The following is a 25,352-nucleotide window of genomic DNA, read 5'->3' as shown; positions in this document are numbered from 1 at the left end:
ATAAATTTTAGGGTAGCCCAAAGTGTAAACTGTAAAAGGGCAAAAAAAAGCATGTTTAAACTATTTACAACAAATTTCTGGGATGTCACTGCAAGGTTAATTTTACGCAATAAAATTGTTATCCTTTTAGCTGTATTAGCTGCAACCGTAGTTTTAAGTTTACAGTGGAAAAACATGCGGTTCTCTACTACAGAAGCCAATTTGCTACCAGACAATCACGAGGTTAATGTCGTTTACAACGATTTTTTAAAAGTTTTTGGCGAAGAAGGTAACTTAATTATTCTAGGCGTTAAAGATTCAACGCTTTTTACAGTCGAAAAATTAAACGCTTGGAATAAGCTCTCAGAAACCTTTAAGACTTTTAAAAGTGTAGAAACCGTTGTCTCTGTTAAGGATTTACAAAAGCTTGTTAAAGATAACGAAAATCAGAAGTTTGATCTCGAACCGTTTATAAAAGATTCTCTGTCCTCTTTAGAACAGATTGAGCGTCTTCAGGATGAACTTTTTAATAAATATCCGTTTTATGATAATTTCTTGTTTAACAAAGAGACAAAAACCATAAGAACAGCCATTTATCTAAAAAAGGAAATTGTTAATACGTCCCTAAGAAAAGAATTTATAATTCATGATTTAATACCCCTAATTGAAACGTTCGAAATTGAAAACGATTTAAATGTTCGAGTTTCTGGAATGCCTTATATTAGAACGCTTAATTCTCAACTTATTATAGATGAAATTGGCAAATTTGTGTTGGCTGCCTTATTGGTAACTTCGCTCATTTTCTTTTTCTTTTTCAGATCCTTTCGGGCTACATTTATATCACTTATTGTAGTTTGTATTGGTGTGATGTGGTCTCTTGGTTTTCTTGGCTTATTAAAATACGAGATTACGGTTCTAACAGCTTTAATTCCGCCATTAATTATTGTAATTGGGATACCTAATTGCATCTTTTTGATAAATAAATACCAGCACGAAGTTAAACTTCATGGTAATAAAGTAAAATCATTACAACGTGTTATTACTAAAATTGGTAACGCTACTTTAATGACAAATGTAACGACAGCCTGTGGTTTTGCAACGTTTATTTTAACCGAGAGCAAGCTTTTAAAAGAGTTTGGTATTGTCGCTTCGTTAAGTATTTTGGCTATTTTTATTTTATGCTTACTTATAATTCCTATTATTTATACGGTGCTACCTTATCCTAAAGAGCGGCATTTAGAGCACCTTAATAAACGCTGGATTGGTGGTTTTGTTGATTGGATTGAGCGCATGGTAAAGCAAAAACGCATTACTATTTATATTACTGCTATAGTTCTGCTTATAGCCTGTATTATAGGTATTTATCAAATTAAAATATCGGGTAGTTTAATTGAAGATATGCCCCAAAATTCTCATTTTGTTAACGATATTCGATTTTTTGAAGAGGAATTTGATGGTATTATGCCATTGGAGATTATGATTGACACCAAGCGTAAAAAAGGAGTCATGAAACTGTCGACATTAAAACGTATGGACGCGCTTGAAGAGTTAATTTTAGAAACCCCAGAGCTCTCTAAGCCCATTTCGGTTGTTGGTCTTGTTAAATACTCGAAGCAGGCCTATTATAATGGCAACCCTAAGTATTATCAGTTGCCAACAGCTCAAGAAAATAATTTTATTTTGTCTTACGCCAAAAATTCAACCTCAAACGTCGATCTGCTTAATAATTTTGTAGATAGTACAGGGCAATACGCTCGTATTACCACCTTTATGAAGGATATTGGTACCGATAAAATGGAACGTATTGAAGAGGATCTTCAGGCTAAAATAGATAAAGTTTTCCCCAAAGAGCGCTATCATGTTACCATGACGGGAAAGGCCTTGGTGTTTCAAAAAGGCACCGAATATTTGGTAAAAAACTTGGTGATTTCATTATCCTTAGCCATCTTACTCATTGCGCTTTTTATGGCCTATATGTTTAGATCGCTTAGAATGATTGTGGTGTCGCTCATTCCTAATTTGCTGCCTCTTTTAATAACAGCTGGATTAATGGGGTATTTAGGTATTCCTATAAAACCATCAACAATATTGGTCTTTAGTATAGCTTTTGGTATTTCGGTAGACGATACCATTCACTTTTTGGCAAAGTACCGCCAAGAGTTAATAGCCAATCATTGGAAAATTAAAAAATCGGTTTATGCCGCTTTACGCGAAACTGGCGTGAGTATGTTTTATACCTCCATTGTGTTGTTCTTTGGGTTTTCGGTATTTACCATTTCAAGTTTTGGTGGTACGGTGGCTTTAGGGGCATTAGTATCGGCCACTTTACTGTTTGCTATGCTCTCTAACCTGTTGCTATTACCTTCTTTATTACTGTCTTTAGAACGCAGTATTGCTAATAAAGAGGTGTTTAAAAAACCAGCAATTAATATTATTCCCGGGGGGGAAGACGACGAAATTAATCATGATAAGATATAAAAAAAATTATCTTTGCACTTTTAAAATTTAATACACATGCAATTACATACCGTTTCAGAATTATTATCACAAGACAATACCTTACCAGAAGTAGAAGTAAAAGGTTGGGTAAGAACCTTTAGAGCCAAGCGCTTTATTGCTTTAAACGATGGTTCTACACTAAATAACATTCAATGTGTGGTAGACTTTGAAAATACAGACGACGCTATTTTAAAGCGCATTAATACAGGTGCCGCACTTCATATAAAAGGCGAATTGGTTAAAAGCCAAGGAAAAGGTCAGAATGTTGAAATCAATGTCAGTGCTATCGATATATTGGGCGATTCAGATCCAGAAACATTTCCTATTCAGCCTAAAAAGCATTCTTTTGAATTTTTAAGAGAAAATGCCCACTTACGCACACGTACGAGTACCTTTAGTGCGGTTATGCGTTTACGCTCGGCCCTGTCTTTTGCGATTCACCAATATTTTAATAGCAAAGGCTTCTATTATATGCACACACCAATAATAACAGGAAGCGATGCCGAAGGTGCAGGCGAAATGTTTAGAGTGAGTAGCTTAGACCCTAAAAACCCGCCACTTACAGACGATGGGGAAGTGGATTTCTCTAAAGATTTCTTCGGAAAAGAAACCAACTTAACCGTTTCTGGACAATTAGAAGCCGAGGCCTACGCTATGTCTTTAGGTAAAGTCTACACCTTTGGACCAACATTTAGAGCCGAAAATTCGAATACCTCGCGCCACTTATCAGAATTTTGGATGATAGAGCCCGAAGTGGCCTTTATGGATTTAGCCGGAAATATGGATTTAGCCGAAGATTTTATGAAATCCATAATAAGCCATGTTTTAGAACATAACCTTGAAGATTTAGAGTTTTTAGATAAACGTTTACAAGACGAAGAAAAAACAAAACCTCAGGCAGAGCGCAGTGAATTAAATTTAATTGAAAAATTAAAATTTGTTACCGAAAATAATTTTAAACGAGTAAGTTACACCGAAGCTATCGATATTTTACGCGACTGTAAACCCAACAAGAAAAAGAAATTTAAGTACCTAATTAACGAATGGGGTGCCGATTTACAAAGTGAGCACGAGCGTTATCTTGTAGAAAAACATTTTAAATGCCCAGTAATCTTATTTGATTATCCAGCTAATATAAAAGCCTTTTACATGCGCTTAAACGAAGATGGTAAAACTGTACGCGCTATGGATATTTTATTTCCAGGGATTGGAGAAATTGTAGGCGGTTCGCAGCGAGAGGAGCGCCTTGAGGTTTTAAAAGAAAAAATGGAAGCGCTTAATATCGATCAAAAAGAACTATGGTGGTATCTTGATTTACGCAAATATGGTACAGCCGTACACTCTGGTTTTGGTTTAGGATTCGAGCGCTTAGTAATGTTCGCGACAGGAATGACTAATATTAGAGATGTTATTCCGTTTCCAAGAACGCCGCATAACGCCGATTTTTAATAAAAGAATTGTATATTGGTAACTAAGAGGTATTAGCTTTAGCTTAAAGTAAGTCATAACATGCTTAAACAACATTTACAATTTAAATTATCGCAAAAACTGTCGCCGCAGCAAATTCAATTAATGAAATTGATACAGTTGCCCACACAAGCTTTTGAGCAGCGTTTAAAGCAAGAGCTTGAAGAGAATCCAGCATTAGAAGCTGGTAAGGAGGAGCACGATAGTGAGTACGATGTGGATTTAGATAATACCACAGACGATTTTAACGATAATGAAAGCATTGAAGCCGAAGACATAAATATAGACGAATATTTAAGCGACGATGAAATTCCAGATTATCGTACGCAAACCAGTAATTACAGTAGCGACGATGAGGAAAAAACCATGCCTTATGCTGCAGGAATTTCCTTTACCCAACACCTCATCAATCAGTTAAATACCTTTAGACTAACCGATGAAGAATTTGTTATCGCCGAGTTTCTGGTGGGCAGTGTAGATGAAACAGGATATATACGACGTTCAATAGCCGATATTACCGACGATTTGGCCTTTACTCAAAACGTCTATACCGACGAAGAGAAGGTAGCCTCGGTGTTACAAGTGGTACATCAGTTAGATCCTGCAGGTGTTGGTGCAAGAAATTTGCAAGAATGTTTAAGTATTCAATTGCACCGAAAAGATAAAACAGCGCGTACAGAACTAGCGATAAATATTATAGATACCGCTTTCGAGCAATTTTCTAAAAAGCATTATTCTAAATTAATACAAAAATTTAATATTTCTGAGGCTCAATTAAAAGAGGCGATTTCTGAAATTGAAAGTTTAAACCCTAAACCCGGTGGCTCTTACGCTGGTAATAATAGAATAGTAGAGCATGTGGTGCCAGACTTTGCTATTAGAATTGTAGAGGGCGAACTAGAACTCACGCTTAATGGCAGAAATGCTCCAGAACTTCACGTTTCTCGCGAGTATAGCAATATGCTTAAAGGGTATAAAGAAAGTAAAGAGAAGTCGGGATCGCAAAAAGATGCGGTAATCTTTATAAAACAAAAGCTAGATGCTGCAAAGTGGTTTATAGAGGCGGTTAAGCAACGCCAGCAAACACTTTTTGTAACCATGAGCGCTATTATGCACTACCAAAAAGAGTATTTTTTAACTGGTGATGAGCGTAATTTAAAGCCCATGATTCTTAAAGACATTGCCGACGAAATTTCTATGGATATCTCCACAGTCTCCAGAGTAGCAAATAGTAAGTATGTAGATACGCCATACGGGACGAAGTTAATTAAGGAATTCTTTTCTGAATCTATGAAAAACGTTCAAGGTGAAGATGTTTCTACCAGAGAAATTAAGAAAATTTTGGAGACCGTTATTCAAGCTGAAGATAAACGAAAACCACTTACAGATCAGGCTTTAGCGGTGGTTTTAAAAGAAAAAGGATATCCCATAGCGCGTCGAACCGTTGCTAAATACAGAGAACAATTAGATATTCCTGTGGCTCGATTGCGTAAGGAAATTTAAGTGATCTCTTGGTTTGCGTTTATTGCTTTTTACCATTTCTGGTTTGAGGTATTAAAATTTTAATAAAATGATTAATGGCATTTTAAAGAGTTTCTCTTATATTTTTCATCCGTTATTAATGCCTCTATTTGGTGTGGTGTTTTATTTTGCTAAAACTCCAAGATTTATTCCAGTTGAAATTGTTCGAGCTCAAGTCGTGGCACTCTTTATTTTAACCCTTATTTTACCGGTGTTGTTGTACTATTTACTAAAAATCACTGGCCACGTTAAAACCATTAATTTAGAGAGTACCAAAGAGCGTATCTATCCGTTGTTAATTAATTGCTTGGTGCTGGTTTTGGTATTACAGCGTGTAGTTACGCCAAACCAAGTTATTGAACTGTATTATTTTTTTGTAGGTATTTTATACTCTAATCTCGCTTGTTTAATTTTAGTGCTTTTTAAATTTAAAGCCAGTATTCACATGATAGCGGTCTCCGGATTGTATATGTTTTTTATTGCTTTAAGTATTCATTTTAAAATAAACATTGGTGGCACCTTAGCACTTATGGCCATAGTAATGGGTGCAGTAGCAACGTCGAGGCTACATTTAAAAGCGCACACCTATCAAGAATTAATTACAGGAGCTTTTGTGGGCCTTATACCGCAATTAATTTTAGTGAATTATTGGTTATAATATATAAAACATTAGTCCTAATTTAACAGCATTAAGATCTGTTTTAGTGCCATCTATTAGTACATCGTCCTTAAATATAGAGTTTAAAGCGTAATATAAATGGATATTCCAAGTGTTATATCCAGCACTAAGGGTTAATCCATATTGGAAATTATTAAAACCAGCGACGTTATGATGTTTAAAGGCTCCCAAATCACCAACATGCTTTGTGGTGTTTGCAAATGTATAACCTAGCTTAAATCCTGCGTAAATGCGCCAGAAATCGTATTGGGTTGGTGTTGAAGTACGCCATCTAAACTCTATGGGTAATTCTAACATATGTGTTGTGAATTTGTTTTTAGAATATGTGTCACTGCCACTTAATATGCTGTACTCGTATTGACCAAAGCTGTTTTTACTAACCAGAATATTTTGGTTAAACGTATTTAAACCGTAACCAAAACCAACTGCAATGGCTATATTGCGTTGTTTATTAATAGGCATGTCCTTTATAAAACCAAGACTAAAACCTGTAGAGAAACCTTGCTGAGAGAAGTTATTGGGCGTGTTAGATAAGAGGTTATAGGTTATACCGGCATAAAATTGATCTTCTTTATAAAACGAATCTATAGCGGTCGTTTCAATTTCTTGAGACAGAATGGTGTGAAAACCACCTATTAAGAAAGCCATAAGAATTAGAGTTTTCATGCGCTGTATTTTATGTTTTGTTAAAAATATAAACGTTTGTTTTGCCAGAGATTTGGTGTTATACCAAAATAACAACGTCCTGTCGCGTATAATTCGTTTACTCACATCTTTCTATTTTATAAATAGGTGTTCATGATGTGCTTCGCAGTTCTTTTTTGCCCATATTTCGTCATAACATAAAACCATAACTCAGGCTATGTTTTGATTTTAGCTCACGCCCATATTATAGTAAAATAACGAGTTCGTGAATCTGCGATTTCTATCGCATCTGAACAATAAAATAGTACAAATTAACCATACGATATTTCAAAATTAAATTGATATTAAAATTAAAAAAGCGTTTTGAATTAACAAAACGCTTTTAAGTATAAAATTAAGATAGATCTAATTACTTAATATTCGTTAACGCATCTCCTATACCAGTAGTGTAGTTGATTTTTAATGCATTTACTTTACGCAATTCTTGTTTTACATCACCAACTATACCCATATTAGCGTCTTTGTCTACTTTTAAAGACACGGTTAAATAAGGGACTAATTCTTCTCGAACTGCAAGACGTTCTGCATCGATAAACCTTCCAACTTCTGAAATATCGGCAAACTTATCGTTAAGCTGAATTCTAGCAACCGTTCCAAATTTCTTGTAATTCTCACTTGGCTTACCCATATAAATATAGCTTATAGGATATTTTTTATCCAGTCTTTCAACTTGGTCTGCCACTGGTAAGATATTTTGTATTTTAAGTGTGTTTTCTCTCATTACGGTAGCCACCATAAAAAAGAATAATAACATGAATACAATATCTGGAAGTGATGCGGTGTTCACTGGAGGCAATCCTCCATCTTTTTTCTTTTTAAATTTAGACATAATGTTTAATCCTATTTAATTCTAAATTATTCTACAACCTCTGAAAGCTTTTGAGGGATTTCGACCTTGATTTGATCCACAAGTTCTTTCAGTTTCTCCTTGTCACCAGTCCACTTCACATCTTTAAGATTGTTTTGCATTTTAATAAAATCCATATTACTAAAACCTTTTTGTGGGCCTAATTCTAGAGCTCTTCTATTTCGTAATACGTTATAAGCTGCAACCAGTTCGTTTTGAACGGCTATGTAAGCGGCATAGGTTGTTTCACGATCGTTTTTTAAAGATATAATAGCTTTGTCTGGGTTATCAGACGAACTAGGATCTTTTGCGCCTTGGCAAAAATCGCAAGTGCCGTCACCTCCATTGTCTAAAAATTCAACCGCTGCCCTACGCAAATCTTTAATTTCCATAGGCTCATCTTCAACTAACAACTGATCGTTTTTATTAATTAAAACCGTAAAGATGTTTTTCTTTTTAATAATTGGCGGTTCTACTTCGCTATCGTCCATAGGAGGTAGTTTTCTGTTTATACCAGAATCTTTTTCAATAGTGGTGGTCACTAAGAAAAAAATTAATAGTAAGAAGGCAATGTCGGCCATTGAGCCTGCATTAACTTCTGGTGCTGCTCGTTTTGCCATATTACTTGATCATTTTTTTAATTCCGAAAAACAACATAGATAAACCTGCGATACCTAATAAAAGATAAAACAAATATAATCTTGCGCCTAATAACTGTGAGCCTCCTGCCGATAAGACATCGCCATCTTTTAAAGGCGTTTCAACACCTTTGGCAAATCCGAAGTAACTAATAGCAGCTAATACGGCAAAAAACCCGACACCTTTTAGAGTGCTTATAAGCGTTTCTTTGTTACTAAATATGTTTTTCAAACTGAAAATAACAACAAACGCAATGGTTAAGCCTAAAATAATATAAGCTACATACATAAATGTATCTATAGTACCGCTAGACTCACCAGCTTTTACAGCTTCATCGCCTGTTGATATTATCATTGCTAGGAACACAATAGAGAGTAATCCTACTAGGCCTAACAAAATGGTTAATACTTTTTTCATAATCGTTACAATTTTATATTATTACTTCTGGTGTTTAATAATCATATCCATTAACGTGATAGAAGCATCTTCCATATCGTTAACAATGCTATCAATTTTAGCAACAATATAATTGTAAAAAATTTGAAGTATAATCGCTACAATTAAACCAAATACTGTAGTTAAAAGTGCTACTTTAATACCACCTGCAACTAGGGAAGGGTTCATGTCTCCAGCGGCTTCAATTTTATCGAAGGCTTGAATCATACCAATTACCGTACCCATGAAACCAAGCATTGGTGCAAGAGCGATAAATAAGGAAATCCAAGATACGTTTTTCTCTAATTGTCCCATTTGTACACCACCGTAAGCTACAACAGCTTTTTCTGCAGCGTCTACACCTTCATTTGTTCTATCTAAACCTTGATAGAATATTGAAGCGATAGGACCTTTTGTGTTTCTACATACTTCTTTTGCTGCTTCAACACCTCCAGATGAAAGGGCATCTTCAACGTTTTGAGTTAATTTTTTAGTGTTTGTTGTAGATAGGTTTAAAAATATAATTCTTTCAATAGCGATGGCTAAACCTAAAATTAAACACAATAATACAATACCCATGAATCCTGGACCTCCTTCAACGAACCTGTTTTTAAGTTCTTGATGAAATCCAACTTGTTCAGCAGGGGCTGCATCTTGTTCTTGGGTCATACTAGCAACGGTAGTTGCTGTAGCTGTGTTTGCAGTTGTCGTTGCATTAACAGTTCCGAATGCCATAATTCCAGAAATGGCAAGGATAGAAAATAATCTTTTCATGATCTCGATCTTAATTTTGTTAGTTAAAGTGTTTAAAGATATAAAAAATAAAGTAATAAAAAATAAAAATATCAGCAGAGAGGAAGGGATTCGAACCCTCGATACGCTATAAACGTATACACGCTTTCCAAGCGTGCGCCTTAAGCCACTCGGCCACCTCTCTGTTTTTATTGTATTTCTTTTACTTACAGGGGGTCAAATAACAAAAAATATTTAAGGTTGTAAAATTTTTTCAGTTAATTTTATGATATTTCTCCTCGTAAGTTAGTTTCATAGTTGATTTTAAAGGCTTTATGCGGAATGTTTTCTCCAAGTAAATACATGAGTTTACTTAGGGCAGCCTCTGTGGTGATGTCTTTTCCAGATATTACCCCTAAGTCTTTTAACTGATTACTGGTTTCGTAGTGCCCCATAATGACACTTCCTCCAGAGCATTGGGTAACATTAATAATATGTATGCCTTTTTTAATGGCATGTGCCAGAAGATTGATAAACCACGTTTCGGTGGTGCAGTTTCCAGCCCCATAAGTTTCTAAAATGATGCCTTTTAAGCCGCTAGTGTTAAAAACGCTTTGTAAAACAGCCTCTGTAATACCTGGGAATAATTTTACTAAAGCTATGTTTTGATCTAATTTTTTATGGACTATGAGGTCTTTCTTGAGATTTGGTTTGAATAAATGTTCCTTGTTTATCTTTAAATGTACACCAGATTCGGCTAGATCTGGATAATTTAAAGAGGCAAAGGCCTCAAAATGTTCGGCATTAATTTTTGTGGTTCTATTGGCTCGGTATAATTTATATTCGAAATACAAACAAACCTCTTTAATTAGGGGCTGGTTATTGTTTTTTAATGAAGCCACTTGTATGGACGTAATTAAGTTCTCTTTAGCATCGGTTCTTAAATCGCCAATAGGAAGTTGAGAGCCTGTAAAAATTACCGGTTTTGCTAAATGCTCTAGCATAAAACTTAAAGCCGATGCGGTATAGCTCATCGTATCGCTACCGTGCAAAACCACAAAGCCGTCGTGGTTATGGTAGTTGTCTTCAATCATTTCGGCTATTTGTACCCAGTATCTGGGATGCATATTACTAGAGTCTATAGGCTCTTTGAAAGAAACCGTATCTATGTTGCATTCTAATAAGCTTAATTCAGGAATGCGTTTTATTAGATTTTTAAAATCGAAAGCACGAAGTGCCCCTGTTTTAAAATCTTTTACCATACCAATAGTTCCGCCAGTATATATAAGTAGTATGTTAGGTTTTGAGTTTTTCATCATTTATATATTAAAAATGGCTTTTGAGTTTTCGGTCGTAATTTTGGCGATAACTTCTTTCGGGGTATCATATATTAAGGACAGTTTTTCTAGAACTTCTATAATGTATGCGCTTTCGTTTCGTTTGCCTCTATAGGGCACTGGTGCTAAATAAGGCGAATCGGTTTCGAGTACTATATGTTTTAAATCGATTTGATTTAAGAATTGGTCTATTTTACCGTTTTTAAAGGTGACCACACCACCAATGCCCAGCTTCATATTATACGATAGGGCTTGATGGGCTTGCTCTAAAGTGCCAGTGAAGCAATGGAAAATACCAAATAAATCTTCGCTTTTCTCTTCTTCTAAAACCTCAAATATTTCGTTAAACGCTTCGCGGCAATGAATAACAATAGGGAGTTTATGTTTTTTTGCAAGCTGAATTTGATGCTTAAAGGCTTTTTTTTGAATCTCTAAAGTTGAGGTGTCCCAATACAAATCTATGCCTATCTCTCCAATGGCATAAAAATCGCGTTTTGCCAGTAAATCTTCAACATGCTTAAGTTCATCTTTATAATTAGCTTTTACACTTGTAGGGTGTAACCCCGTCATTAAAAACACATACTCAGGGTAGTCTTTTTCAAGTTGCAACATCGCTGTTGTATATGAAGAATCTATAGCCGGAATAAAAAAGCGTTTAACGCCTTGTTTTATGGCTCGACTCATCATATCGTCTCTGTCTTCACTAAAGGCTTCGCTGTATAAATGGGTGTGGGTATCTGTAATTATCATGTTGCAAAAATAGAGAAGTATTTGGTGTATGACATGGATTTTGCAGTTTTTCACACGCGTATAAAGCTGGTATGTATTTAAAACGGCAATCTGTTTGAGGCTTATTTATGATTATTATTTTAAAAATCAATAATGTCCGATTAAAAATTCTATGATGCTTTCAATTCTTTTAAAATAATGGACTTTGCACATTTTTTTAATGTTACTTTTTTTATTTGAAACAATTATTAAAATTTAAAGGAGATATTTTGTTAATTAAAGTACTTCTGTTTATCAGTTAGTTAGAATCAAGTCTTTGTTCTTGATTATTAAAGCGAAGCGGTCTTATGTCTTATATCGGACATTGATGATTAAAAATGTATCTGAAACCTCGTGAGGGTGTAATTAATCTAATTTTTTAATTAATTTTTGTGCTTGTTTATAATCTTCGGCATCTTCGGGAATGGTTTTTAAAATAGACAGACAAGCCTCATAATTTTTTTGTTTTAATTTGCTTAAAGCCAGATACCATATCGCCTTATTTTTATATACCGATTGCCCATCCTTTAATTCGTTTAGTAAGGTTTCTGCGCGCTCATAATTACTCAATTCGATATTTGCGATGGCGCTGTAGAGTTTTAATTCAGAATTTGTTTCACCCTTATCCAATAATGCTTTAAAAGCGGTTTCTGCTTTAGCGAAATCTTTATGGTTAAAAGCGGTTTCTGCGGTATGCAATAAATCGGGGTTGTCGCCTCTAACCGTTAGGCTGATGTTTTGGTGCGTATGAAAATCAGTATACCTCGGACTTGAAAAATTGTTAAACACAAAAACCCCCACCAATAAAACCACACTTGCTGCTATAGCGTATTGCCAGGGTTTAAAACGAATGGTTTTTTTTGGCGTTTCTCCTTTTTCAAAATAGGTATTAGATATGGTTTTTAAATTATTTTTAAAGGCTTCAGAAGCTTCTTCATGATCGAATTTATGGGTTAAAAAAGAAGTTAATTCTTTATAGATTTTAAAATCTTGTTTGAGTTTTGGTTCGGTTTTTAGGCGTAATTCAAAAGCCAATTTTTCATCTGGAGATAATTCTTCAGATAAGTAAGATTCGAACAGTATGTGGTTTTGGTCTTCCATTACAATTAGTTATTAAGTTGGTTAAATTTTGGCGACTCTTGAACCAATTTTGTTAGTTTAGCAATGCATAAAGATTTCTTTTTCCTAGCATAAGCATAGGTAATACCAAGGCTTTTGGCTACTGCTTCCATAGATTTTATTTTAAAAGCGGCGTTTAGTAAATCTTTACACGCGGTACCCAGTTTGCTAAACATCTCGGTAAATAAGGCTTGCTTTTCACCAAATAAATGCGTTTCGAAAGCCAGTTCTTGGGCGTCGTCGTCTTTATATAACACCTCCTCATTAATTGTTACCTGCTTCTTATTAGGTTTTTTTAATTCGTTTAACCATTTGCGTTTACACAATAAAAAGAAGTACGCATCAAAAGGGCAAGTTAGCCTTAGCTCTTTTTTACTGGCTTGATTGTAAATGGTGATTAAAGTGTCTTGAATAACATCTTGAGCTTGTTCTGTAGAGCCACTGTTCTGCTTGATGTAATTAATAACCTTTGGTGCAAACCTATTATATATAGACTGTATAATAGAGGAGTTATTTTGCAGTAATCCCACAATATATTTTTGGTCTTCATGTGTTTTTTTTTCACTCATTACACCTTGTATTTGCTACTAAAGTAAAAAAACTTTCAAATAAAAGGGTAACAATTTAAAATGGTTTTTATCTAAGGGTGTCATAACAAATATGGCAACAGCCTATTAACCATAATTATTAAAATAGAGAATCATGAAAAATCTTAAAACAACTCAACTTTTATTTCTTTTTACAATTTGTGTGCTAACACTTGTATCCTGTGATAGCGACAACGACCCCACTAATAATGTATGTGAAAACCATTATGTTAACGATTTAATTACTGCAGCTTACGCCACTGCTAACGGTTATGATATTGTGGAGACCATGGATTTAGAAACCCATGAATACGAAATAATAATTAATGCAAATGGAGAAATTTGTTCTGTGGGCTACCAAAACCCGAGTACTTATGCTGGTGGTTATACCATGGAAATTATTAATGGCAATACCTCTTATACTGGTGTACATACGTTTTCTCAAACCATGCTAGATTATCAAGCCATTACACCAGTAGCTGTAGCTGTGGGCGATGTAATAACCGTTAGACGTACCATTTTGCCAGGATACACCAACTTAAACCAAACGATTGGGAGAATTTTTAGAAATACCAATTTTACCAATATCGCATATCCCATCACAGAAGGCAATGTCGTTTTTCAAAGCGCTGCGTTTTACGGTGCTGGGGGACCTGTTTTAAATTATGGTCAACCGCACATAGCCCTTGGCTTTAAAGTGGATTAACCCCATAATTTTTACTAATCCAAAAATGCTTTAACCAGTTAACTAATTACAAATAGAAACCATTTGATATAATAAAAAACACAAAAATTTTAATTATACCAATTTAGTTTTGAAATGTCGTATTGTTAATTTGAATTATTTTTTGTTCAGATGAGATAGAAAATCAAAGTATAGCCTGAGTTATGATTTTATTTTATACCGAAATATGGGCGAAAAAGAAACAAATTATATGCGGCATGACATGGCTAATTTGGTATTAATCCATAAAAATTAGAAATCATGAGAAAATCAATATTAATTATCGCAGCCCTTACCTTATCATTACTAAATGCTAATGCCATGACCTCAAAATCAGATTTTAATACCGCAATTAAAGTCCTAGAAATCACAAATAATAATATTATCGAAATTTTTGAGTGGCAGGTAGAAACTATAAAAGGTAATTATTCTGGAACATCATTAAGCTTGGAATCTGCAAAAAAAATGATAGCCTTATCAAGTGCTGGTGAATTGGTAAAAGGCACAGAAATTACAAGTTACTTTGTTTTAAAATCTGAAATTGATAACACTCAAAGGAACTATTTCTGGGAAGTGGAAACCCCTTCTGGAAAAGCAAGAGGCTATTCGTCTACTGAAGCTTACGCACATAAAATGATACAACTAGTAGCTTCTGGCGATGCGATTGTAGAGAAAATAATAATTAGTCAGCCCCAGCTCTAAAAAAACAATTAGCGAAACAGGGTAACATTCTAGTTGCCTTGTTTATATAAATGAGAACAATAATTTAAACCCAATTTATTATGAAACAATTTAAAAACGTATTAGGAACTTTATTAGCAGCAACATTACTTTTTTCAAGTTGCACAAAAAACGACGATAGTGATATGGTTACGCGTGCAACAGCAGAAGACTTTAATAATTTAAGAGAAGTTGCTTTAGAAAATTTAACACAAAACTTTCAATTTAATGCAAATGATGGCTCCATAACCTTAACATCGCAAAAAGGTGTCGAAATTATCATTAACGGTGCTTGTTTAACGCTAAATGGCAATGCTGTAACAGGAGAAGTAGATTTAGAATTTGTTGAAATTTTCGAAAGAGGCCAAATGATAACTACCAACAAACCTACTATGGGAATAAAACCAAATGGCGACAAAGCGTTGTTGCTAACTGGTGGAGCGTTCTTTGTGGAAACCACTCAAAAAGGTATGGCTTTAGAAAGCAATTGTGGCTTTCAAATGCGTATTCCGGCAGATTTAACTGGTGGTGTAGATAATGAAATGATTCTATGGAATGGCATTATCGACGAAGATGGTAACCTCGCTTGGGAAGAAATGGAAGATGCTGCTGGCCGAGGCGGTGTGTTTGGAGAAGGCAATACCTATTTTGGTTTTTTTCAATCTTTTGGATGGTCTAATGTCGATCGATTTTATAACGACCCAAGACCAAAAACAACTATTTTAGTGGCTGTGCCAGAAGGTTACAACAATACAAACAGCTCTGTTTATCTTTCTTATGATGGCGAGGAAACTGGATTGGCGCAATTAGATACTTTTGATGCTGGTACTGGTTTGTTTAGCGAGCATTACGGACAGATTCCAATTGGTTTAGAATGTCACATTATATTTGCAACCGAAGAAGGAAATAACTGGAAATACGCTATAAAATCGGTAACCATTGCCGAAAATGATATATTTACTTTCACAGACAGCGAAACACAAATCGCTACCGAAGCTCAACTTACAGCCCTTATTAATGGGCTGCCTTAAACAGCTACCTTTAATAACCTACTTAATTTACCCCGCTAAACTTAGCCTTTTATTTAAAACCAGAAACATTTGTTTCTGGTTTTTTGAAGTTTATAGGGTAACAAAAGCGAGGTCTTTTTGATATGATGGTATGAGGAAGAAAATTTTTATAATCATACTTGTATTTTGGATTCTATTTGTTTTGCTCGCAAATATTTTTGTTGTGCTCTTATATTTTTTAAGTTAAAACGTATCCTTTTAGTATATTTATAAGCCATAGAAAATAAATCGAGATGCTATGAGCACAATTAATAGGAATCAAAAAAATATAATCAAATGAAAAACCGCATGGCCATAGTTCTATTTTTTTTATGTTTTTCATCTTTGTATGGGCAGGCGCTTCTTAATGATACTATAACCCGAAAGGCCGACATAAAAACTAATATTGTAGGAAATTCGGTTTCATTTATTCCAGAAACACCTGTTTTAAATCAAATAGCAGGAGCACCTAAAGCCTTTTACACCTACTTCTGGGAATTTGGAGATGGGCATTACAGCACCGAGGAAGCACCAAAACACATTTATAAAAAAAAGGGGGAATACACCATTAAATTTTGGGCTACAAATAATTATGATACGGGTAAACCGCCAACAACAAGACCAAAAAAAGTATTGATTAATACGCTACCAACAGCGTATGAAGATGTAGCGTCGATGGATGAAGATTTCCAATTAAAACGAAATAGAGACCCGATTCCAGATGAAGAAATGGTGACTATTGTAAGCTATAAAAACACCAAAAACTATAAAACTAACGGCAAACTTTTCCTGTTTTATAACGAATTAAAATACAAAGCCGATAATTTTGAGGTTTTAGAAATAAGGACACATCATAATGAAAAAAACCAACCTGAAACGGCCTTTGTCTATACTCATAATATAAATAATGAGAATGCTTACTTAGCTTCATCAAATAAAGCTATGATTAAAAGCAGTGAAATACCACAAGATTCTACAGAACGATTTAATTTGGTGGAAACCATTCAAGAATCTAAATCGACATATAAAAATTGGAGCGTTTTAGAATTTGATAATATGGCACCCAGCGAAGAGCGCAACATCTTCTTTAGTTTAAAAACCACCCCAGAAATGCTAAAAGACACCAGTGCCATTATTTCTGTTCGTGGTATTTATGTGCCCGATGCAAATTACGACAACCATAAGGTTAAAGACATGGAAATGGAAATTGTAACCTCCCACGATCCTAATAAAATGTCATCAAACGGTACTATTTTAAATTATAGATTGGTACGTTTTAAAACCTTAAAGTATAAAATTCAATTTCAAAATAACGGGGAGGGGCCGGCGAGAACCATCCGTCTTGAAACCGATATTCCGGATATGCTCGACAAGTCTACCATAAAAATTCTTGATATGTATCCCAAGTGCGATATTTGTCCGAAAGAGGACGTGATTTACAGTTGTTTAGATACGACTTTTACAGACAAGCAAGCCATTTTCACCTTCAAAAACATATACTTGCCCGGCAGCGAACAAAAAAACGTTAAAGTATACGACTCTACAAAAGGCTTTGTAAAATACAGTATTAAGTTTGCTAAAGATTTTCATAAGAAAAAAACCAAAAGTAAAACGGCTATTATTTTCGATAAAAACGACCCCATTATTACCAATTACGCCACGACACGTTTTTTGCCAGGTATTTCAATTGGTGCTAAAATGGGCTATAACGCGTTTAGCGATTTAAAAAACTCTGAAAGCTACTTTTTTGGTGCCACCTTATCTCCCTATAAATCGTACCGTTGGTATTGGCAAGTAGAGCTTTTAAACACCTTTCATAATTATGAAAGTGATAGTCAAGTTGTTGAAGAAATCATTGATGACGCAGCCGGCTTTAGGTTTAGGCAGCGCACTACCACCAATAGGTCTTATAAAAACATAGACCTAGATATTCCTGTTTTATTACGCTATAACCTAAACAATTATATAGGTTTAGGAGCCGGACTGCAAAACACCATTTCATTAAGTGAAAAAAGTAAAGAAGAGCGTTTAATTGAGCAATTTGAAGGCGTGCAACCCGGTGCTCCAATTATTAATACTTTTGAAGAGTTTGGCAGTAATACAAACGCTTTTAGTAATTTAAGAACTGGTTTGCTGTTTGAAGCCACCGTAGGTTTTGCAAGAATTGGCCCTAGTTTGGGCGCGCGTTATGTAATGAATTTTGAAAACGAATTCAATTATTGGCAGTTCTACGCCATTTGGAAATTCTGAGTTTAAAACGCTTTTGCTGGCGCCATGTTATGACTAAATTGTGCTTTATTCTATTTTTTACGGGTTTAATAAGTTTTGGGCAAACGCTAGAAGAAACTATCTATAGCGCAACCGAAACTTTTATTTCAAACCAAAACTCAGCCTCTTTTCGGCGTATAGAAAGTCTTGAAACGGTATTTAAAGACCAAGTAAAAACTAAAGATGAACAATTGGCTTTAGTGTTTTTGCAAAGTCATAAAGGCTATTACTTAAATAACTCTTCTAAGCTTGAGGCAGCCATTAGCACTTATGAAGACGCCATAAAACGCTTTAATAGCAATGCGCTTTCGGGCTATTCAGATTTTGATATTATCGAAAACTGCTTAAAACCATTAGGGAATCTATACATTAAAACAGGTAATTATACCAATGCCATAAGCACCATAAATCAGTACATTTTTTTAGCCGAAAAGAGCAATCAAACCCCTCATCAAATTAGTGGTGGTATTAATTTAGCGAAGCTGTATTACTCTATTGGCAATTACGATATGGTTTTTAAAATAGTAAATACATATATAAACCACAGTAATGCCAGTAATGACCAAAAACAAAAACTAAGAGAAATAAATTTAGAAAGTCAAATTGCTTCTGGAAAACTACTTGATTACACAACCTTCTCAAATTCGCTTCATAGTAGTAATAATTATAAAATAGCACTTCAAAAAGGGGATTATGCTATCGCGTTTTCAGAATTTCAAAAATTTAAAAATCATAGAATTTCTAATAAAAAATTATCAAAAAGAAACCTAGCGAAACTTCATGTTGAAGAAGCGCAGTTGTACTTGTTTTTAAATAAGCCCAAAGCGACTTCTAGAAGTTTACAAACTGCTTTAACACTTTTATTGCCTAACTTTAAAGGTAATGGCTTGCCAAATAAATCCGACTTATACGCCGAGAATACCTTTATCGACATTTTCGATTTATATGCCGAAATGGAATCCCGTCCAGAACGAGCATTACAAAGTTTCGATTTAAGTTTTCACGTGGCTCATTTGTTGGAAAACAGCTGGACCTCGCAAGAAACCAAGATTTTGAACGAAACCAACAACCGAATTAGAAGTGAAAAATGTATCGACATCCTTTATAATTTATATAAACAAACCAAAAATAAAGACCTTTTATTAAAAGCGTTTCAATATTCTGAAAACAGTAAAGCTTCAACCCTAAAAGAGATGTTTTTGATAAAAAAACGTTTGAAACAATATCCTGAGGACAGTCTTTTACAAAAAGAATTTGGTCTGTTAAAAGCGCAAGAGCGAATTACAAGCTTGCTCATAAAAGAGCAATTAGAGGCTAATCGACCGACTATAATTAATGATTTAAGTATGAAGCTTCAAGAACTAAGTGTTCAAATAAAAAGCTTAAAAACAGTTATTAACCAAAGTCAACCCCTTCGCAATGATATTTTTGAGATAAAAGAATTGCAAGATAAATTATTAGAAGATCAGGCCGTTTTAGTAGCGTATTTTTGGGGTAACAAAGCGCTGTATCAATTTACAGTTTCAAACAAAACAATTTCATTAAACCAAATGGTTTTAAATGAGAGTTTTAAAAGACAGATCCTTGATTTTATTCATCTTTTTGATGAGGCCTCTATTATTAATAACAATATTGAAAATTTCACAAATAAAGCTTATAAACTCTTTAAATCACTTGATTTGCAAAAGCTCTCGGAAAATAAAAATATAGTTATTATCCCAGACGGCTTACTAAATTTTGTGCCTTTTGAAACGCTTTTAAGTGCAGAAACTAGTACGACCTCATTTGTAAACATGCCGTTTTGGTTTAAAAGTCAAAGCATTGCTTATAATTCGAGTGCGTTTTTCTATTTGGCTACAAGGATGGGTGCTAGTAATGACTCGCTCCTTGGGTTTTTTCCAGTTTTTGAAAACACAAATAAACAATTGGTCTATTCTATTGAAGAGGCTAAAGCCATTGAGAACGAAATGCCATCTTCAATATTTATAAATACAAAAGCAACCTTAAGTAATTTCTTAAAGAATGCGTCTAAGTATAATACCATACACCTATCAACACATGCTAGTAGCGGCGACTTTGTAAAACCTGCAACCATCGATTTTTATGATGATACCTTAAACTTAAATGAACTGTACAGTTTAAATTTAGATACTAATCTTATAGTTTTAAGCGCTTGCGAAACAGGCGTGGGTAAACTTTATAAGGGCGAAGGGGCTATGAGTATTGCACGCGGTTTTCAATACGCAGGTGCCCAAAATCTTGTGTTTTCGCTGTGGCCAATAAACGATATGTCTACGTCGCAGCTTATGCAATCGTTTTATAAAAACTTAAACATCTCGCAATCTGCTTTTTATTCGAATCGCCAATCTAAACTCGATTACTTACAAGATAATACGATTAGTAATATAAAGAAATCACCGTATTATTGGGGGGCATTCGTTTATTACGGGGCGCTTGAACCCAACAAATCACAAGACCTTGTTTTTTATGTGGTTTTGGGTGTATTGTTTGTTTTGGTACTGGTGTTTTTAATTTTTAAGTATAAGTCTTCTGCGCCTTTTTTTAATGAAACACCTGCGAATATAACGATGAGAAAATAAAAATTTAAACCCTATTTCTCTCTAATAATTTCAAGTCGTAGCTAGTGTCTTCATAATTTAAGGTATTTTTTGTTAGTCGTAACACCATTTATACCCATTTAATTTCGAAATATCGTATTGTTAATTTGGTATTAAAGGTTAACACCCAGATTAAATCACCCTATTTTAGTCTATTACTTAATGATTTGGAAACATTGAATTAACATTGGTTTTGGTTATTTGCAACTGTTTTAACCAGATGTATTATTATGAAGATCAAATTTACATGTTTAGCACTCTGCTTTTTAGCCATTTCGACCTCATATTCTCAAGAGCTTGCAGCTCCTAAATTTGGAAATGGTTTGTTTAATTTAGTGGGGCAAGATAGTACTTGGACCATGAAAATTGGTGCAAGAATGCAGTTTCAGGCTTTATCTAATTGGGAAGATGGCGCAAGTAACGAGTCTAATTTTTTAGTGCGACGTGCGCGTTTAAAATTTGACGGTTACGCCTTAACGCCTAAACTGCGGTACAAATTAGAGCTAGGGCTATCTAACCGAGATATTTCTGGAGCCTCACCCTTTACAAGTCATGCGCCGCGTTATATTATAGATGCCGTTATGAAATGGAATTTCGCACCTGGATTCGAGCTTTGGTTTGGTCAAACTAAGCTACCAGGTAACAGGGAAAGGCTTATTTCTTCGGCTCATTTGCAACAAGTAGGGCGTTCGCTATTAAATAGTCAATTTACTATTGATAGAGATTTGGGTTTACAGCTACACTATCAATTTAATCTTTCAGATAGATTTATGATTAGAAAAGCTTTTTCCATAGCTCAAGGTGAGGGAAGGAACATAACCACAGGAAATCTTGGGGGGCATCAATATACCGGTCGTCTGGAAGTATTACCCTTCGGAAATTTTGTGAAAAACGGAAATTATAAAGGAGGCGACTTAGAGAAAGAGCAAAGCCCTAAATTAGCACTTGGTGTGAGTTACGACCACAATAACAAGGCCGTAAAAACCAGAAGTAATCAAGGAAGCTATATGTTTATTGATGACGACGCCCATTTTTTTGAAACTCACATAAACACGCTTTTTATAGACGCCATGTTTAAGTATAAAGGCTTTTCTTTTATGGCAGAATATGCCGATAGAATGGCAAAAGATCCCCTTGCAAAAAATTCTGATGGTACCTTAACAGGAGATACTGTGCAGGTAGGTAAAGGCTTGAATGTGCAATCGGGCTTGTTGTGTAGAAACAATTGGGAAATCTCAGGGCGGTACACTACGATAGCCTTAGATAAAAATATTACTGGAAAAAACACCGAAAATCAATATACATTAGGGGTTTCAAAATTTATTGCTGGACACAATTTAAAAGTACAAACCGATATAAGCCATTTAGAAGTGCACCACGGTAATAATCAACTCATGTGCCGCTTACAATTTGAGGTGTATTTTTAAAATATAACAATTACATAACATTACAAACGTAAAGACTCATGATATTTGTGAGCGATTTTAAGCATAAACAGATTTAAACTAAATTATGGAAAACATATACTTATACATGATAATTGCCTTAGCTTTTTTAGCTGTTGCAGATTTGGTTGTTGGTGTTAGTAATGATGCTGTAAACTTTTTAAACTCTGCCATTGGCTCTAAAGCAATATCCTTTAAAACGATTATGATTGTTGCCAGTATTGGTGTGGCCATTGGAGCCGTTTTCTCTAGTGGGATGATGGAAGTAGCGCGAAAAGGCATCTTTAACCCCGGAGAATTTATGTTTAGTGAAATCATGATTATTTTCATGGCGGTTATGATCACAGACATTCTTTTACTAGATTTTTTCAACTCGGTGGGTATGCCAACCTCGACTACCGTTTCTATTGTATTCGAGTTATTGGGAGCTGCTGTGGCCATGGCTTTAATAAAAATTGGAGCCGATGGTGGTAGTTTTACCGATGTGGTAAATTATATAAATACCTCAGAGGCCTCTAAAATTATATTTGGTATTCTGCTCTCGGTCCTCGTGGCTTTTTCCATTGGTGCCGCAGTTCAATGGGTTTCAAGATTATTGCTGTCCTACAATTTTGAAACAAAACCATCTTGGGTTGGTGCTTTATTTGGAGGTATAGCCTTAACCGCTATAACCTACTTTATTTTTGTAAAAGGACTAAAAGGAACGGCTTACTCCAGTGAGCCGCTCGATATTCTTGGAGGTAGTAACTTGCAGGTATTTTTAGAAGAGCAAGTCACTCTTATTGTTTTAGTAAGTGCTGTTATTTGGTCTTTACTAGCATATGCAACCATAGTTTTTTTAAAAGCAAATATTTATAAGCTTATTATTATAGTCGGTACTTTTGCTTTGGCGCTAGCTTTTGCTGGTAACGATTTGGTAAACTTTATTGGTGTGCCTATGGCGGCATACAGTGCTTTTAACGAGTGGGCGGCTTCTGGTGTGGCTGCTAACAGTTTTCCAATGGGTGCTTTGGCTCAAAAAGTACCAACAAATAACTGGCTGTTATTTGGAGCTGGAATGGTTATGGTATTAACCTTGTGGTTTTCTACAAAGGCCAAGAATGTGGTAAAGACCTCTTTAGACTTGGCGAGCCAAAGTGAAACAAAAGAACGTTTTCAGCCCAATTTTTTATCTCGTGGATTTGTGAGAACAGCGATGTTAATGTCGCAAATGTCCTCTTATATGCTGCCTAATTCTTGGCAAGATAAAATAGAGAAACAATTTCAAATTCCCGAAGCTAACACCCCGAAAGAAGATGCTAAAGATCTTCCTACTTTCGACTTGGTAAGAGCAGCCGTGAATTTAATGGTTGCGGCGGTGCTAATTTCTATTGCAACCTCTTATAAGTTGCCACTATCTACAACTTATGTCACGTTTATGGTGGCTATGGGAACCTCTTTAGCCGACCGCGCTTGGGGCGCAGAGAGTGCCGTTTATCGCGTGGCTGGGGTTTTAAATGTTATTGGGGGCTGGTTTTTCACAGCGTTAAGTGCTTTTACTGCAGCGGCTATTGTGGCTTATTTGTTAAACTTGAATATACAGGTCATGTTCCCTATTTTATTATTAGCTGCCATTGTGTTGTTAATAAGAAGTAGTGTCGCACATAATAAAAAATCTAAAGCCGTAAGTGCTGAAGACAGCCTAAAAAGAACCGGGAGTAAATCGGTGCAAGGGGTTATTCACGAAAGTGCAGGTAATATAGCGAACGTTGTAAAACGCGGGAACAGAATTTATACTAATGCTGTAAAAGGGTTAGCTAAACAAGATTTAGCATTGCTTAAAAAGAATAAAAAACAGGTTGATAAATTATCTGATGAGGTTGATGATTTAAGAGATAGTATCTTCTATTTTATTAAAAACTTAGACGAAACAAGTTTACGCGCTAGTAGCTTCTATATTAATATTCTTGGGTATTTGCAAGATATGACACAATCGTTGGAATATATCTCGAAAGTAAGCCATAAGCATATTAATAATAATCATAAGAAACTAAAGTTTAGTCAGATTAAAGAATTAAAAGATATTGATAATGCCTTAGAAATTCTGTTTAATGAAACCAAGGCTGCTTTCGATTCGCACTCTTTCGAACAAATCGGCTCTATTCTTAATCGTAAAAAAGAAGTATTCGATTTAGTAACCGATAAAATTGACAAACAAGTTTCTAGAACCAGAACAGAAGAGTCCAGTCCTAAAAATACGACCTTGTATTTTAGTTTGTTACTAGAAACAAAAGATTTATTAACTGCCACTATGAATCTTCTGGAAGAGTACTTTAATGCGCACGATGCCGATGTTAAACCTGCAACTATAAATGTTGTAGACGAAAAGAAGGACACCTTAAATAAATTTGAAAAAAAATAGAAGTTTGCAACATGAGATAAACGCACAAATTTTTAAAAAGTTATGTAAAAAAGCTATCTTTATTTTAAAGATGGCTTTTTAGTTTTGAAATAGTCGGATAACACAGGATAGTTAAACATTGAAAATCGTGTGATTATTAAGTTAGATTGATACAAATTCAAGGCTGTTTAGCGACCTCAGATGGAATAAACCAATTTAATTTCGAAATGTCGTATGCTTAAGTTGGTATTAGGCTTATCTTTAATACAAATTTAGCATCTTAACAAACAATATAGTAATGGGCGATACCTTTAAGACGATAGCCAGATTTCAATATTCTGCTGAAGCACAAATTATTAAAGGCAGATTAGAGGCCGAGGGTATTCAGGTGTTTTTGTCTGATAATCTTACTATAGACACCGACCCTTTGGTGAGTAATGCTATTGGTGGTGTAAAACTAAAAGTACTGTCTACACAAGCCCTTAAAGCGCAATATATTTTAGATACTATTAATAAATATTCTCTTGATGATGAGGGTGAAACCATTAAGTGTCCGCAGTGTAAAAGTGAAAAAATCGAATTATTTTCAACAATAAAAGACGTAAAATCTTTTTTCGCATTTATTCTCGGATGTCTCTTTGGCACCATGCCATTACATGCCAAACACAAGTACAGATGTGAAGACTGTAAAAAAGAATTCGATTTAAAATAAAATTTAACGAGTCTTCAAAACGAATTATTAAAAACGAAGTAAATACCATTTATTTTACTTCAGGTTTCTTAAACGGGTTTATTAAGCATGGTATACTTATAATAATGAACCAAGTTTTTAAA

Annotated in this window: 21 protein-coding genes and 1 tRNA gene; 12 read left to right on the top strand and 10 right to left on the bottom strand. The window is 34.8% G+C overall.

Annotation, left to right across the window (positions count from 1 at the left end):
- The first annotated feature begins 51 nt into the window (after positions 1 to 51).
- The 4 genes from FEZ18_RS05940 (at position 52) to FEZ18_RS05925 (ending at position 6,124) form a co-directional block, all read left to right on the top strand.
- Positions 52 to 2,457 (top strand): efflux RND transporter permease subunit, encoded by a 2,406-nt coding sequence (locus FEZ18_RS05940; RefSeq protein ID WP_153267463.1) that lies wholly within the window; start codon positions 52 to 54, stop codon positions 2,455 to 2,457.
- Between the two features lie 36 nt (positions 2,458 to 2,493).
- The gene (asnS, locus tag FEZ18_RS05935) at positions 2,494 to 3,927 is read left to right on the top strand and encodes an asparagine--tRNA ligase (protein WP_153267462.1); all 1,434 of its coding nucleotides are present in this window, start codon (positions 2,494 to 2,496) and stop codon (positions 3,925 to 3,927) included.
- A 60-nt stretch (positions 3,928 to 3,987) separates the two neighbouring features.
- Complete coding sequence (gene rpoN / locus FEZ18_RS05930; RefSeq protein WP_153267461.1) at positions 3,988 to 5,448, top strand: RNA polymerase factor sigma-54; 1,461 nt, start codon at positions 3,988 to 3,990, stop codon at positions 5,446 to 5,448.
- Between the two features lie 67 nt (positions 5,449 to 5,515).
- Complete coding sequence (locus FEZ18_RS05925; protein ID WP_153267460.1) at positions 5,516 to 6,124, top strand: hypothetical protein; 609 nt, start codon at positions 5,516 to 5,518, stop codon at positions 6,122 to 6,124.
- On the opposite strand, the gene FEZ18_RS05920 is transcribed toward FEZ18_RS05925, so the two are convergent.
- The 10 genes from FEZ18_RS05920 to FEZ18_RS05875 all read right to left on the bottom strand — a co-directional run bounded on the left by FEZ18_RS05920 (position 6,119) and on the right by FEZ18_RS05875 (position 13,296).
- Positions 6,119 to 6,811 carry a porin family protein gene (locus tag FEZ18_RS05920; RefSeq protein ID WP_153267459.1) on the bottom strand — a complete coding sequence of 231 codons (693 nt, stop codon included), beginning with the start codon at positions 6,809 to 6,811 and terminating at the stop codon, positions 6,119 to 6,121. The genes FEZ18_RS05925 and FEZ18_RS05920 overlap by 6 nt on opposite strands.
- Positions 6,812 to 7,199: 388 nt before the next feature.
- Positions 7,200 to 7,679 carry an ExbD/TolR family protein gene (locus FEZ18_RS05915; protein ID WP_153267458.1) on the bottom strand — a complete coding sequence of 160 codons (480 nt, stop codon included), beginning with the start codon at positions 7,677 to 7,679 and terminating at the stop codon, positions 7,200 to 7,202.
- Positions 7,680 to 7,705: 26 nt separating this feature from the next.
- Complete coding sequence (locus FEZ18_RS05910; protein WP_153267457.1) at positions 7,706 to 8,317, bottom strand: ExbD/TolR family protein; 612 nt, start codon at positions 8,315 to 8,317, stop codon at positions 7,706 to 7,708.
- Position 8,318: 1 nt separating this feature from the next.
- Entirely contained in the window at positions 8,319 to 8,753 is a 435-nt protein-coding gene (locus FEZ18_RS05905) for a hypothetical protein (RefSeq protein WP_153267456.1), read from the bottom strand.
- Between the two features lie 21 nt (positions 8,754 to 8,774).
- On the bottom strand, positions 8,775 to 9,545 hold the full coding sequence (locus FEZ18_RS05900) for a MotA/TolQ/ExbB proton channel family protein (protein WP_153267455.1): 771 nt from the start codon (positions 9,543 to 9,545) through the stop codon (positions 8,775 to 8,777).
- 75 nt (positions 9,546 to 9,620) lie between these two features.
- A tRNA-Ser gene (locus tag FEZ18_RS05895) sits at positions 9,621 to 9,708 on the bottom strand.
- Positions 9,709 to 9,787: 79 nt separating this feature from the next.
- Positions 9,788 to 10,819, bottom strand: a complete 1,032-nt coding sequence (locus FEZ18_RS05890) for an asparaginase (RefSeq protein ID WP_153269062.1) — start codon at positions 10,817 to 10,819, stop codon at positions 9,788 to 9,790.
- Between the two features lie 3 nt (positions 10,820 to 10,822).
- Positions 10,823 to 11,590, bottom strand: a complete 768-nt coding sequence (locus FEZ18_RS05885; RefSeq protein WP_153267454.1) for a TatD family hydrolase — start codon at positions 11,588 to 11,590, stop codon at positions 10,823 to 10,825.
- Between the two features lie 384 nt (positions 11,591 to 11,974).
- Positions 11,975 to 12,709 (bottom strand): hypothetical protein, encoded by a 735-nt coding sequence (locus FEZ18_RS05880; RefSeq protein WP_153267453.1) that lies wholly within the window; start codon positions 12,707 to 12,709, stop codon positions 11,975 to 11,977.
- A gap of 5 nt (positions 12,710 to 12,714) precedes the next feature.
- Entirely contained in the window at positions 12,715 to 13,296 is a 582-nt protein-coding gene (locus tag FEZ18_RS05875) for an RNA polymerase sigma factor (RefSeq protein WP_153267452.1), read from the bottom strand.
- 133 nt (positions 13,297 to 13,429) lie between these two features.
- On the opposite strand from FEZ18_RS05875, the gene FEZ18_RS05870 reads away from it, so the two are divergent.
- From FEZ18_RS05870 to FEZ18_RS05835, 8 genes are all read left to right on the top strand, one after another.
- Positions 13,430 to 14,020 carry a hypothetical protein gene (locus FEZ18_RS05870; protein WP_153267451.1) on the top strand — a complete coding sequence of 197 codons (591 nt, stop codon included), beginning with the start codon at positions 13,430 to 13,432 and terminating at the stop codon, positions 14,018 to 14,020.
- 279 nt (positions 14,021 to 14,299) lie between these two features.
- Entirely contained in the window at positions 14,300 to 14,740 is a 441-nt protein-coding gene (locus tag FEZ18_RS05865; protein ID WP_153267450.1) for a hypothetical protein, read from the top strand.
- Positions 14,741 to 14,820: 80 nt separating this feature from the next.
- Entirely contained in the window at positions 14,821 to 15,789 is a 969-nt protein-coding gene (locus FEZ18_RS05860) for a hypothetical protein (protein ID WP_153267449.1), read from the top strand.
- 315 nt (positions 15,790 to 16,104) lie between these two features.
- Positions 16,105 to 18,057: a PKD domain-containing protein gene (locus FEZ18_RS05855; protein WP_153267448.1), complete on the top strand. Its 1,953-nt coding sequence runs from the start codon at positions 16,105 to 16,107 to the stop codon at positions 18,055 to 18,057.
- A gap of 29 nt (positions 18,058 to 18,086) precedes the next feature.
- On the top strand, positions 18,087 to 20,675 hold the full coding sequence (locus FEZ18_RS05850; protein ID WP_153267447.1) for a CHAT domain-containing protein: 2,589 nt from the start codon (positions 18,087 to 18,089) through the stop codon (positions 20,673 to 20,675).
- 248 nt (positions 20,676 to 20,923) lie between these two features.
- Positions 20,924 to 22,120, top strand: a complete 1,197-nt coding sequence (locus FEZ18_RS05845; protein WP_153267446.1) for a porin — start codon at positions 20,924 to 20,926, stop codon at positions 22,118 to 22,120.
- Between the two features lie 85 nt (positions 22,121 to 22,205).
- Complete coding sequence (locus FEZ18_RS05840) at positions 22,206 to 24,539, top strand: inorganic phosphate transporter (protein WP_153267445.1); 2,334 nt, start codon at positions 22,206 to 22,208, stop codon at positions 24,537 to 24,539.
- Between the two features lie 277 nt (positions 24,540 to 24,816).
- On the top strand, positions 24,817 to 25,230 hold the full coding sequence (locus FEZ18_RS05835) for a DUF2007 domain-containing protein (protein ID WP_153267444.1): 414 nt from the start codon (positions 24,817 to 24,819) through the stop codon (positions 25,228 to 25,230).
- The last annotated feature ends 122 nt before the right edge of the window (positions 25,231 to 25,352 follow it).

Source organism: Oceanihabitans sp. IOP_32 (assembly GCF_009498295.1).
Lineage (GTDB): Bacteria > Bacteroidota > Bacteroidia > Flavobacteriales > Flavobacteriaceae > Wocania > Wocania indica.
Note: the sequence above shows the minus strand (reverse complement) of the source record. Positions and strands in the feature narration are given on the sequence as shown.